Source organism: Nonomuraea sp. B208, assembly GCF_057536035.1.
Map to the genome: position 1 here is coordinate 311,427 of NZ_BAAJOU010000027.1, position 12,823 is coordinate 324,249.

The 12,823-nt window shown below is 70.3% G+C and carries 8 protein-coding genes; 7 read left to right on the plus strand and 1 reads right to left on the minus strand.

All coding sequences use genetic code 11. The features are described from left to right. Positions 1-911: 911 nt before the first annotated feature. Positions 912-2,093 carry an SGNH/GDSL hydrolase family protein gene (locus AC27IY_RS33015; protein ID WP_423475623.1) on the minus strand — a complete coding sequence of 394 codons (1,182 nt, stop codon included), beginning with the start codon at positions 2,091-2,093 and terminating at the stop codon, positions 912-914. A gap of 307 nt (positions 2,094-2,400) precedes the next feature. Between AC27IY_RS33015 and AC27IY_RS33020 the strand changes: the two genes are divergently transcribed. From AC27IY_RS33020 to AC27IY_RS33050, 7 genes are all read left to right on the plus strand, one after another. Then, positions 2,401-3,186: a GntR family transcriptional regulator gene (locus tag AC27IY_RS33020; protein WP_371247637.1), complete on the plus strand. Its 786-nt coding sequence runs from the start codon at positions 2,401-2,403 to the stop codon at positions 3,184-3,186. A gap of 117 nt (positions 3,187-3,303) precedes the next feature. Continuing rightward, positions 3,304-4,335 carry an ABC transporter substrate-binding protein gene (locus AC27IY_RS33025; protein WP_423475619.1) on the plus strand — a complete coding sequence of 344 codons (1,032 nt, stop codon included), beginning with the start codon at positions 3,304-3,306 and terminating at the stop codon, positions 4,333-4,335. A gap of 5 nt (positions 4,336-4,340) precedes the next feature. Next, entirely contained in the window at positions 4,341-6,038 is a 1,698-nt protein-coding gene (locus AC27IY_RS33030; protein WP_487180321.1) for an ABC transporter permease, read from the plus strand. A gap of 20 nt (positions 6,039-6,058) precedes the next feature. After that, positions 6,059-7,180: an ABC transporter ATP-binding protein gene (locus AC27IY_RS33035; RefSeq protein ID WP_487180322.1), complete on the plus strand. Its 1,122-nt coding sequence runs from the start codon at positions 6,059-6,061 to the stop codon at positions 7,178-7,180. Between the two features lie 4 nt (positions 7,181-7,184). Beyond that, complete coding sequence (locus AC27IY_RS33040; protein WP_423450305.1) at positions 7,185-7,991, plus strand: phosphatase; 807 nt, start codon at positions 7,185-7,187, stop codon at positions 7,989-7,991. 53 nt (positions 7,992-8,044) lie between these two features. Further along, on the plus strand, positions 8,045-10,303 hold the full coding sequence (locus AC27IY_RS33045; RefSeq protein WP_487180323.1) for a phosphodiester glycosidase family protein: 2,259 nt from the start codon (positions 8,045-8,047) through the stop codon (positions 10,301-10,303). A 520-nt stretch (positions 10,304-10,823) separates the two neighbouring features. Beyond that, on the plus strand, positions 10,824-12,203 hold the full coding sequence (locus AC27IY_RS33050; protein WP_487180324.1) for an alpha/beta fold hydrolase: 1,380 nt from the start codon (positions 10,824-10,826) through the stop codon (positions 12,201-12,203). Positions 12,204-12,823: the final 620 nt, after the last annotated feature.

The window sequence follows — 12,823 nt, forward strand, 5'->3', positions numbered from 1 at the left end:
CGCCGGGCTTGGCGTAATAGCGTCGTCGCGGGTTCCCAGGTTGGTGATCAAGGCTACTGGCGTACAGGATTTCGGGCCTGAGCATGCGGAATGGAAGCGGCTTGGTCTGATCGCATGCGTGTTCCACCGCAGGCCACGAAGCATCGCGCAGCCAGAGTCCCGCTCCGCTTTCGCCGGCTTGAAAGACTCACTCACGCCAGCTGGCCTGAACCGGGTTCCGTCCCAGCATCCGCACCTGGCGTTCCCGGGCCGGCTTTTGCCGAGGCGATCTTCCCCAGATTCTTCAGGAAGGAGCGAGATATGGATGAAGACCCGACGGCCGAGGCCATGACCGTGGTCGCGGAGGAGCTCATCCGTGCCTACCGCCAGACGGATTATTCGGCGGTTGAGAGAGCGCTGACCGCGGAGATCATTCGCTCCGTTGAAGCACTCCATCCCGCGCTAGGCCCCTCCAGCTCCCACTCTCTGCGCATCGGCAGGGGTCCTTTCTCGGACTTGAGATATTATCGAGAGCTACTTTTGGGCTGGTCGCGTCAACCCGAGTAGGGGCCCTCAAGGCCGGCAGGCAGCCGATCACCTTCCGCGGCGTCGCCCGGGAGGCCGGGGTGTTGCCCTGGCTGGTCTATGCGCCGGGCGTCCGCGAGCACCGAGCGGCGTGAGGCGATCGAGTGGGAGGCGGCCACGTCCGGCACGCGCCCGTCGGTCATCACCTACGTCGTCGGCCACCCAAGGCGGTCGAGACCGCTCCGCTGGCCTCCAGCACCAGCACCCGTACGCCGTGCAGCCGCAGCTCGGTCGTCGGCATCAGGCCGGTGGGCCCCGCCGCTCGTGATGATCACTTCATCATGCGCTCCAGTCGGGGCCGTCGCCCCGGGACGTGCCGCAAGCCCCGGGGCATTCCAGAGCGGCGGTCAGTGGCCTTGTCTCTTCAGGATGGGGCGCAGGACCTTCTCGTACGCGCCGGCGTACGTCGCCATGCCGAGGTCGCTCGGATGCGAGCCGTCCACCAGCTCCTCAGGTCCGGGGAGGTTGTCGGCCGAGAGGTAGGAGAGACCGCTGACGCCGGAGCGGCGCAGGTTCGTGTAGGCCGTGCGCAGGGCTGCCGCGTTCTGGGCGTTGCGGGTGCGGCGGAACTCGACGAACTGGCCGTCCCCGTACCGGCGGTCCTCGACGAGCACGATGGGCGTGTCAGGGCGGGCCGCGCGCAGGATGCGGACGAAGGGCTCGGCGCGATCCGCGATCTGCTGCGGGTTCATGTTGGGGGAACTGTCGACCACGTAGACGGACGCGTCGAGCTCGGTGAGCAGCTCGGCGATCTCGGGCTCCATCCGCGCGTTGCCGGAGAAGCCCAGGTTGACGGTGGGGACGTCGAAGCGGCGGCCCAGGAGCGCGGTGATGGACATGCCGGGCCTGGACGCCACGCCGCCCTGCATGATCGAGCTGCCGTAGAAGACGGCGGGCGGGGTGGTGCGCGGTGCGACGCCGAGGAACTTGGCGCCGGACTGCACGCCGATCTCCAGCCGCTGGGGGCTGTTGTACAGCGGCAGGTAGGCGGTGTAGAGGCGCTCTCCTGGGTCGACCGCGATGCCCATCTGCTGGTCGACGTTCTGCGTTGCCGGGTGCGTGTTGGCGAGCCAGGCGTCGTGTCCTGCCGGGGTGCGCGCGTACAGGTCCACGCCGCTGTGGCCGATGGCCGGCATGTGGTACATCGCGACGGTGGCCAGGCTGAGCCGGTAGCGGGCCCGGAAGATGGTCGAGTCGGTGACGAACCGGGCCAGAAGCCCCGAGGAGTTGCGGCTGCGCGCCCAGACCTCGGGGGTCACGACGCCTTCGGCCTTGGCCGGGAGCCGGTCGTAGTAGGCCGCCGTGTCGGACCAGCCCTTGCCCTCGACGCCCCAGTGCGAGACGTCGTACCAGGCGATGTCACCCTCGATGGCGGGCGTCACCTCGACGAACTCGGTGGGCCACGCGGCGGGCGGGTTCGGAGCGGCGCCGTGCGCCGCCGCCGGTAACAGGACGGGGATCGCGAGGGCGGCGCCGCCGGCGCCCGCGAGCCCGAAGAGATGACGTCGATTGACCAGGTGGTTGCCCATCGGTGCTCCTTTGTCGGAACGATGCTGCTCAGGGCTGAGGCCGGTCGGTGAAGGCGCGGGTCGGGGCAGGGTGGTCAAGCGTCGGCCCTGATGCGACGATGATCGGACCCGGCCTGACGGTCGCGGCCAGCCGTGGGACGGAGGAGTGGCGGTGACGTCATCGCGCCCCGCCCTGGTTCACCGGAAGGTCATGATTCTTCGGTGACTGTAAGAGTTGGTATACAAGTCGTCAATACCAATCCCTGGCCGCAGCGTAAAATGCGGGAGAAGTTCGGATGTCGCCGTGAAGGGGTTGGAGGGGGTGGACGTGAGCGACGCGGACGCTCGTCGCGGGCGCAAGCACAACATGGTCCGCGAGCGGATCATGAGCCTGCTCGAAGACCTCAACGTGGGTGATCCGATCCCGCCCGAGCGCGTGCTTGAAGAGGACTGCGGCGTCTCCCGGCTCACGGTGCGGCGCGCCGTCGACGACCTGGTCAGGGAGGGCCATCTCATCCGCAAGCAGGGCAGCGGCACCTACGTCGCGCGGCCCACGATCACCCAGTCGCCGACGGCGTCGTCGTTCTCGATGGGGCTGCGCCGGCGCGGCATCACGCCCTCGACCCGCCTCGTCGGCGTGGAGCGCTCCGACGCGGGCGTCCGCATGAGCTGGCGGCTGCAGATCGCGCCATCCGACACGGTCGTGACGATTCGCCGGCTGCGGCTGGCCGACGGCGACCCGATCGCGCTCGCCACCACGACGCTTCCCGATGCGCTGGTGCCCGGCCTGCCCGCCGAGGAACTCGAGGAGAAGTCCCTCTACCGGTTGCTCTCCGACCGCTACGGCCTGAAGGTGGCGGCGGGCACGCAGACCATCGAGCCGACGGTGCTCAGCCAGGAGGAGTCGGCCGTGCTGGACGCGCCGCCGTACTCTCCCGCTTTCCTCTTCAGGACCGCGACCCGCACGTCGGACGGCGTTGCGATCGAGTTCACCCAGACGTTGTTCCGCGGCGACCGCTACATGATCACATCGGAGCTGGACCTCACGTCGACCCCGGAGGAGGACCTCGGACACCCTCGCGGTGTGACCCACAAGGCGACGTCTTTGGCATGACGACCAGCCAATTGGTCTACAAGAGATATTGACATCTTGCGTGACGGATAACACCATTTCGTGCATAGTGACCTTGCACCCCTTCCTATGGGCGCATCGATCCGAAGGCGGTCACTCATGCACAAGTCCCTGTTACGAGTCGCCGCAGGCGCGCTCTCTCTCGCACTCCTCATGCTCGGGTCGGCCTGCGGATCCGGCGGCGACGACGCCGCATCCGCGTCCGGCGGCACGGTGACCTGGTACACGCCGATGCCCGAGGAACCCGCCCGGCGGCTGGCCGAGGCGTTCAAGGCCGAGTCGGGCATCGAGGTCGAGGTGCTGCGGCAGAGCGCCGGCGAGCTCCTGGCGCGGCTCAAGGCCGAGGCCGGCCGCCCCGCGGCCGACGTGATCGGCCTGGCCAGCGGTGACGCCGGGCCGCTCGCCAAGGAGAAGCTGATCCGGTCGTTCAAGCCCACGGCCGAGGGCATCGACAAGCGGTTCGTCGACCCCGAGGGCTACTGGCACGCCAACGAGCTCATCCTGATGACCGTCGGCGTCAACGCCGACCGGTGGAAGGAGGAGACCGGCGGCGCCCCGCTCCCGACGACGTGGGACGAGCTGCTGCGCCCCGACCTGAAGGGCCAGCTCGTCATGCCGAACCCGACGCTGTCCGGCACCGGGTACACGTTCGTGGCCACGCAGATCTTCCGCCACGGCGACGAGGCGGGCGCGTGGAAGTTCCTCGACGAGTTCCACAAGCTGATCGGCCAGTACACCGACAGCGGGGGAGCGCCGTCGCAGCTGGTCGCCACCGGCGAGTACGCCGCCGGCGTCTCCTTCGCCCACGACCTGCTCAACGTGCGCGGGGCCGGGTTCCCCATCGAGCTCGTCTACCCCAAGCCCACCGGCGTCGTCATCTCCGGCAACGCGCTCGTCCAGGGGGCGCCGAACCCCCAGGGCGGCGAGAAGTTCGTCCAGTGGCTCCAGGGCAGGAAGGCGTCCCAGATGATCGTCGACCTCGTCCACTCCTACCCCGTGCGCAGCGACGTGGACCTGCCCGACGGCGCGCAGGGTCTCGCCGAGCTCGACCTGGTGGACTACGACCCGGTGCGCGCGGGCGAGATGCGCGACGCGGTGTCCAAGGAGTTCGCCAAGCGGTACGGGGTCTGATGCCCGTGCCCTCGACGACCCAACAGACCATCGCACCAGAAGAGCGGACGGAGCGGGCCCCCGCGACCCGGCCGGACTGGCAGCGGCGCAGCCGCAGACGCCTGCTGGCCGACCGGATCACGGTGGGCACGCTCGTCGCCTACGTCGCCGGCCTGCTCCTCCTCCTCGTCCTCGTGCCGACGGTCGCCATGCTGTTCGAGCCAGACGGCGAGGCGTGGAGCAGGCTCGCCGAGCCGCGCGTGGCGACGGCCGCGAAGAACACCGCCGTCATCGGCGTGGCCTCGACGCTGAGCGCCACCGTGGTCGGCTTCCTGTTCGCCTACGCCCTCAGCCGGCCCGACATCAGGGGCCGGGCCGTGCTGCGGGTGATGGCCCTGCTCCCGCTGATCTCGCCGCCGTTCGTCGTCGGCCTGGCGGTGCTGCTGCTGTTCGGGCGGCGCGGCCTGATCACGCACGAGCTGCTCGGCCTGGACATCAGCCTCCTCGGCCTCGGCGGGCTCTGGCTCGTCCAGACGCTCGCCTTCTTCCCCATGGCCACGCTGACCCTGCTGCCGACGCTGAAGAACATCGGCTCCACCCTGGAGTGGGCCAGCCGGGACCTCGGCTGGACGTGGTTCCAGACCTTCCGCCGGGTCACGCTGCCGCTGGCGTTCCCCACGATCCTGAACGCGCTGCTGCTCGTCGGCATGTTCGTCATCACCGACTTCGGCAACCCCGTCCTCATCGGCGCCGGCTACCAGGTGCTCTCGGTCGAGGCGTACGTGCAGGCGGTGGGCCGGCAGGACTTCGGGATGGCGGCGGTGCTGTGCGTGCTGTTGTTCGTACCGACGCTGATCCTCTTCCTCATCCAGCGCCGCGTGCTCGCGCGGCGCTCCGCCGTCACCGTGTCGGGCAAGACGGGGAGCCTGCCGCCCGCGCCGCTGCCCGTGGCGGTGCGGCGCGGCCTCCTCACCGTCCTCGGCCTGGTCAGCGTCCTCATGATCCTCATCTACGGAAGCATCCTGTTCGGCTCGTTCACCCGGGCGTGGGGCGCGGACTGGAGCCTCACGCTGGACCACTGGCAGACGGCACTCCTGCGCGGTGACGACATCCGCAACTCCGCGCTGTTCTCCGCCACGGCGGCGGTCATCACGACGATCAGCACGCTGGTCGCCGCGTACGTCGTGCACCGCACCCGGGTCTTCGGCCGCGGCGTGATGGACGGGCTCGCGGTGCTGCCGTCGGCCATCCCCGGGACGATGATCGGCATCTCGTGGCTGCTCACGTTCAACGAGCCGCCGATCGCGTTGACCGGCACCGCGCTGATCCTGGTGCTGGTCATGGTCGTGCGGGCCATCCCGGTCGGCTATCGCACCGCGGTCACCACCATCAACCAGATCAGCCCGTCGATCGACGAGGCCGCCACCGACCTTGGCGCCTCGCGCGCCCGGGTCATCGTCCAGATCATGTTCCCGCTGCTGGGCGGCGCGTTCACCACGTCGCTCGTGTTCGGGTTCCTCCACGCGATCAACACGCTGAGCGCCGTGATCTTCCTGACCTCGCCGGGCATCGGCCTGGGCGCGCCCACCATCGTCAACCTCGCCGAGTTCGGCCAGTGGGGCGCCGCGACCGGCGTCGCGGCCGGCCTGATGGTGGTCAGCTTCGCCGGGCTCGCCGTCGCGAAGCTCGCCCTCGGCTCCCGGCTGCGGCTCTACGACCTGTGACACCTGCTGATGGAGATTCCATGATCGAACTGAAGTCGTTGTGCAAGTCGTTCGACGAGGTGCCGGCCGTTCGCGACCTCGACCTCGTCGTCGGCCGCGGCGAGTTCCTCTGCCTCCTCGGCTCCAGCGGGTGCGGCAAGAGCACCACGTTGCGGATGATCGCCGGGTTCATCCAGCCGGACAGCGGGAGCGTGCTCATCGACGGCGTGGACGTGTCCGGCTACGGGCCCGACGCGCGGCCGACGTCCATGGTGTTCCAGGACTACGCGATCTTCCCGCATCTCACCGTCGCGGAGAACATCGAGTTCGGGCTGAAGGCGCAGAAACTGGCCAAGGACGAGCGGGCCCGCCGTACCGCGGAGGCGCTCGACCTGGTCGGCCTCACGGGACTCGGCGGCCGGCGGCCGAACGAGCTCTCGGGCGGGCAGCAGCAGCGCGTCGCCGTCGCCCGGTCGCTGGCGATCCGGCCGTCGGTGCTGCTCATGGACGAGCCGCTGTCCAACCTCGACGCGAAGACCCGCATCCAGTTGCGCACCCAGCTCCGCGAGATCCAGCGCGACACCGGGACGACGATCGTCTACGTCACCCACGACCAGGAGGAGGCGCTGGCCCTGGGCGACCGCATCGCCGTCATGAAGGACGGCTCGCTCGAACAGCTCGGCAGCGGGCACGAGATCTACCTGGCCCCGTCCAACGGGTACGTCGCCGACTTCGTCGGCATAACGAACTGGCTGGCGGGGGAGTACGCCGGCGGGTCGGACGAGTCGTGGAAGGTGAACGTCGCCGGAGCGGTGCTCTCCGCGACGCCCGCGAGCACGTCGACCTCCGTCGCTCCCGGCTCGCCCGTCGATCTGTCCATACGCCCTGAGGACGTGTCGCTCAGCGAGGAGGACGCCCCCGGTGAGGGAGAGCTGCGCGGCGTCGTCCGCGACGTGCAGTTCCTCGGCCCGGTCGTCCGCACCTACGTCGAGGCCGCCGGCTCGGTGATGATCGTGCACTCGGCCCAGAGCGGCTGGTCGCCAGGAGCGAACGTCCGCCTGAGCATCGGCAAGGGCGCGGCGCGGGCGTTCCCCAGCGTCGAGGGCGCGTGGCGCCCACCGCAAGCCGCCGCCCGGCCCGTCGTCGCGGCCGCGGCGAGCTGACGGCATGGGCATCGCACACGAAGAGGCGGACCTGCACGACCTGCTCGTCGAGCGAAGCTTGTCCGGCGGCATCAGGACCGTCCGCCGGCAGTCACTGGCGTACGCGCACAAGATGCTCAAAGGAGACCCTGACCACACCTTCGGCCTGGAGGAGTGGCGTGCCGCGTCCATCGACGAGGTCGTGACCGCCGTCGAGGCCGGCATCGGCGACCGCATCACGGACGGCGACCCCGAGTTCGGGTACATCGCGCCCGGGCACACGCTGGCCGGCATCAGGGCGCACGCCGACGCCCTCGCCCCCTTCCTGCGAGACGGCGGCGGCACGGTGCTGCTGGCGACCGGGCACCCGACCGGGCTGCTCGACCACTACGCCGACCTGGCGCGCGCGCTGCGGAACGCGGGCAACCAGATCGTCCGCGTCCTCGACGACCACCGGCTCGACCGCGCCGTCGGGGCCCACGCCGCCGGCGAGACGGGGATCCGGTTCTTCGGCGGGGTCGCGTGCGCCTTCCACGACGAGGCGATCCTGCACACCCACCGGCCCGACCACATGGAGGCCATGATCGCCGCGGCGACCACCGGCGGCGTGCCGATCGATCTGGTCATCGCCGACCACGGCATGGCGGGCGCGGCGATCGCGGCCGGCCTGCACACGCTGTCGATCGCCGACGCCAACGACATCGCCCTGTTCCTGGCGCGCGCCAGGGGACGGCACGAGCACGTCCTGCCGATCGAGGACAACTTCACACCCGCCGAGTTCGCGCCGGTGACCGCGTATATGCTCCGGCGCGCGACCGGTATCGCTGTTTGAGGAGGATGGTCATGTCCCGTCACGGTTTGATGCGATGGAAAGTCCCCTCTGCCTTGTTATCGGCGGCTCTCGCCCTGGCCCTGACGGGGCCGGCGTACGCGGGGACGCCGGCGCCCGCCGCCGCGCCCGTCCTCGCCGCGCCCGTCCTCGCCGCGCCCGTCCTCGACGGTCGCACCGAGACCTACCGCGAGATCCAGCCGGTCGCTCCTGGCGTCGAGCTGAGCACGGTCGAGCTGTACGGGCCCGACGGCGCCACCGGGGAGCCCGGCTGGCTGCAGACGTACCAGATGTCCGTCGACCTCAAGGCCGGCGTGCAGATCGGGCGGCTGTTCCCCGGCCAGGTCGCCGCGCGGCGGCCGCTGCTCGACATGGCGCGCGAAGCGGGCGCCGTCGCGGCGACGAACGCCGACTACTTCGACATCGCCGCCTCCGGCGCGCCTTGGGGCGTGGCCGTCCAGGACGGCGAGCTGCTGCAGTCGCCGCTGCCCAACACGAAGGCCACCCAGACGAACCGGACCGCGGTGATGTTCTCCGAGGACCAGGTCGGCGCCATCGGCGAGATCGTCTTCGAGGGCACCGTCAAGCTGCCCGGCAGGACCGTCCCGCTGGACGCGCTCAACAAGGCCGAGTTGCTCAAAGACCAGATCGGGATGTTCACCCCGGTCTGGGGAACGTACTGCCGCTGCCATCCGGTCAGGGGCGTCGCGCGGACCATCGAGGTGGTCGTGCGCGACGGCGTCGTGGCCGAGGTGGTGGACGTTCCCCGCGAGGGCGCGATCGCCGAAGGCGCGTTCGTGCTGGTGGGACGCGAGGCCGGCGTCGACGCGCTGTCCTCGCTGCGGGTCGGCGACCCGGTCTCCGTGGACTATGCCGTACGGGCTCCGGGCGACATGAAGGTCAAGGCGGCCGTGAGCGGGCGTCAGCTCATCGTCGCGGACGGCAGGCCGCTCGAGCTTCCGCCCGAGAACAACACGCCGGAGCCCAGGACCGCCGTCGGATTCTCCGCCGACGGGACCAAGATGTGGCTGGTCGCAGTGGACGGCCGGCAGCCCGAGTTCTCCCGCGGCATCGGGCTGAACGAGCTGGCCAAGATGATGGCCGACCTGGGCGCCCACAGCGCGCTCAACCTCGACGGCGGCGGCTCGACGACGCTCGTCGTGCGCGAACCCGGTCAGAAGCAGGCCGACCTCGTCAACCGGCCGTCCGACGCGGCGGGCACCCGTCCCGTGCCGACCGGGCTGGCCATGTTCCTGCCCAAGGGCAGCGGCAAGGCCAAGGGCTTCTGGGTGAGCACGGCGACGGAACGCGACCGGTTCCCCGGGCCCGAGGCCGCCGCGTCGTGGCGTACCGAGCGGGTCTTCCCCGGACTGACCCGCCGGCTGACGGCGGCCGCGTACGACGAGACCTACGGTCCCGCCGGCGTGCCGCCGCGCATCAAGCCGCAGTGGCGGGTCGAGAACAGCCGGATCGCCCGGGTTGACCGCGACGGCGTCTTCCGCGCGCTGTCGTCCGGTGAGACGACCGTGACGGCCCAGCACGGCAAGGCCGCCGGAGACATCGACCTCACCGTGCTGGGCCGGCTGGCCCGCCTGGAGACCGACACCCGCCGCATCAACCTGCTGAAGAAGGACGCCCAGGGAACCTTCGAGGTCAACGGCTCCGACTCCGCCGGGTACGAGGCCCCCATCGACCCCGCCGACGTCCACCTCACCTACGACAAGGCGGCGCTGGACGTGACCGCGACCGGTACCGGCGCGTTCACCGTCACCGCGCTGGCCGCCGAGGGCGAGCACGTCGTCACGGTGTCCGCCGGCGGCGTGCGGACGGAGCTGGTCGTCGGCATCGGGACGTCCCAGGACGTCGTGGACGCCTTCGACGACACCTCGAACTGGAACTTCTGGAGCCTGCGCGCCACCGGCACCGCCTCCTCCACTCCTGACGGTCATGTCGGGAACGGGCTGAAGCTGGACTACGACTTCACCCAGAGCACCGAGACGCGCGGCGTCGGCATCTGGCCGTCCGCCAACCTCCTCCCGGTGGCCGGCCAGCCGACGGCGTTCAAGCTGTGGGTGAAGTCCGAAGGCCACGACCAGCGGACCCGCCTGGAGGTTGTCGACCGCAACGGCACTCTGCACACGATCGAACCCGCCTTCATCACCGAACCCGGGTGGCAGCAGATCACGTACGACCTGCCGGACACCATGGCGTACCCGGTGAGCCTGCGCCGCATCTTCTTCAACGAGATCAACCCTGACGCCCGCTACACCGGCACCCTGGTCCTGGATGAACTGACCGCCGTGGCCGCCGGCTGACCGTCTGGGCGCGGCACCTCTGGTGCCGCGCCCGATGACGGCCCTGCCATCGGTGCGATGTTCAGTCCAGATCTCCCGGGGCAACTTACCGACGCGACGCTCCCGGCATCCGTGCCTGGCGATGGCGGCGTTCAAACCTGGCGAGGGATCAGCGATGGGAGCGCGCCGACCGCGATCAGACCCGTCAGCTGCCCCGAACCACCTGTTTGCACCGGGCAAGATCACCGGGCGAAGTCACCAGCAAGATCGCCAACTAGCCGGCATAGGCCTCCCGGGCGGAGAACGTGCCCTTCCCGCGCACGGTCATGGAGACCCTCGCGCGAGGGCTGCAGACCGCCAGCCACCCTGCTCGCGACCAGTCAAAAGAAGCCCTGGACATCCGTGCTGCGTGAGGGCTCATCCGCTTCTGGCCCGGCAGGTGCCGGAGGTGCGGAAGGTCGCGGAAAACTGATTTCCCCCCTTGCAAGATCAGACCCAGCTCCGATGTGGCCCAGCCCTGCTCTGCGAGATCGTCGTGGCCATGTTCACGCCACTCGTTCTCTCCCTGACGCTCCTCGGCTCCGGCTTCCAGACCCAGCAGACCCCCGCCTTTGACTGGGCCGCCTGCCCCGGCGACAAGGTCGGCATGGCCTGCGCCGACCTCCAGGTCCCTGTCGACTGGCAGAAACCCGACGGCCGCAAGATCACCCTCAAGCTGGGCCGGCTGAAGGCCACCGGCGTCTCCAAGGGCTCGGTCCTGATCGCGTACGGGGGTCCCGGCGCCCCCGGCATCGCCATGACGCAGGAATACGCCCACTGGTGGGCCAACCTGCGCAAACGGATGGACATCGTCACCTGGGACACCCGCGGCTACGGCGAACAGTTCGGCGGCCTCAGCACCGGGCTGCCCTGCGTCTGGACCCGCGTCCCCTTGCCCGAGTTCCCCGCGGACGACGCCGACTTCGGCCGCCTGTCCGACACCAACCGCGGGCACGCCGAAACCTGCCGCAACAAGGACCCCGAGCTGTTCGCGAACATGAGCTCGGCCGACCACGCCAGGGACATGGAGGCCATCAGAAAGGCGCTCGGCGAGTCCCAGCTCAACTTCTACGGCGCCTCATACGCGGGCATCTACGCCCAGGACTACGCTCGGCTGTTCCCCAGCAAGGTGCGCACGATGGTGATCGACGGCACGATCAGCCACGTCGGCGACGACTGGACCGCCGAGATGATCGAAACGGCCAAGCTCAACGAGAAGGTCTTCGCCCGCTTCTTCGACTGGTGTGCCGGAGAGGGCAAGTGCCCGGGAACGCCCGCCCAGTGGCGTGGCCTGATCGCCAAGGCCGAGCGCTCCCCGATCCCCGTCAAGCCCGTCGGCATCGCCTACACCAGCGGCGACCTGCAGGCACTGGCTCTCGGGCTCGCCATGCGCGGAAAGGACAACTACCCCAAACTGGCCGCGGCCATCGGGAAGGCCGTACGCGGCGACGCCTCCGGCTTCGTGCCGGACCGCGGCGCCCGCTACCCCGACCAGACGACCGGCGTCACCGAGTGCACCGACTGGCCACGCGCTGCCAACCGGGCCGACCTCGACAAGGCACTCGCCCGCGTCCGCAAGGTCGCCCCGAACGCGGGCGCAGCCAACACGCTGTTGACCGGCACCCTGGCGTGCATCGGCTGGCCGGTGACCGTCACCAACCCGCCCGCCCCGCTGCCCAAGGGCCTTCCCCCGATGCTCGGCGCGGGCGCCTGGCGCGAGTCCGACGCGGTGGCCCGCGTCTTGAAGCAGGTGCCCGGCAGCGCCACCGTTCACAACGACGAGCCGGGGCACACGCTGTACGGGTTCAACGCGTGCGCCCGTGACCACATCGACCGCTACTTCACCGACCGCACCCTGCCCGCCGAGAGCACCTCGTGCTGATCGGCAACGTTTGCGACGCGGCGCGTCGGGGTGCGCGCTACCAGTGCGGTACATCGTGGTTGAGGAACCGGCCCTCTCCAGGCCGGTCGGCCTGCCACTCGGCGCTGTACCTGGTGGCGGGGGCGCTGCCGTGTTTGCGGGCGCAGAAGGCCTTCCACGTGCGCTTGACCTCGACGTCGGCCAGTGCGTACAGGCGGGCGTCGGTGGCGCGTGCGACGGCCCGGGCCTACTCCTCGACGCGCAGGGCGGCGCGAGCTTGCCGGTTGGCTTCGTCGTGGGCCTGCTCGGCCCGCCGGCGGCGCTCGGCGGTGCCGTTGAACCTGCCGTGCCTGGTGTCGTCGCGCGGCGCCTGGTCGAGGCCGGCATCGGCCAGTGGCGAGCTGACCCGGGGGTGGCCGCCCGAGCTGGTGGATCACGCTCACAGTCGGCGGCGCGGGTAACGCCGAGCCTGGGCGGCGGTTTGAGCCGCGCCACCCGCCGCCCACGTACGTGGGCGCGCAGGTGGGCGTGCACGCACGCGAGCCGTGCCCGGTCCGGCCCGTCCGGTCGATGCGTGCGGGCCATCGGCCCATCCTGGCGTCCTTCACCGCGCGGTCGGGCCGCGACTAGCGGGCGCATCC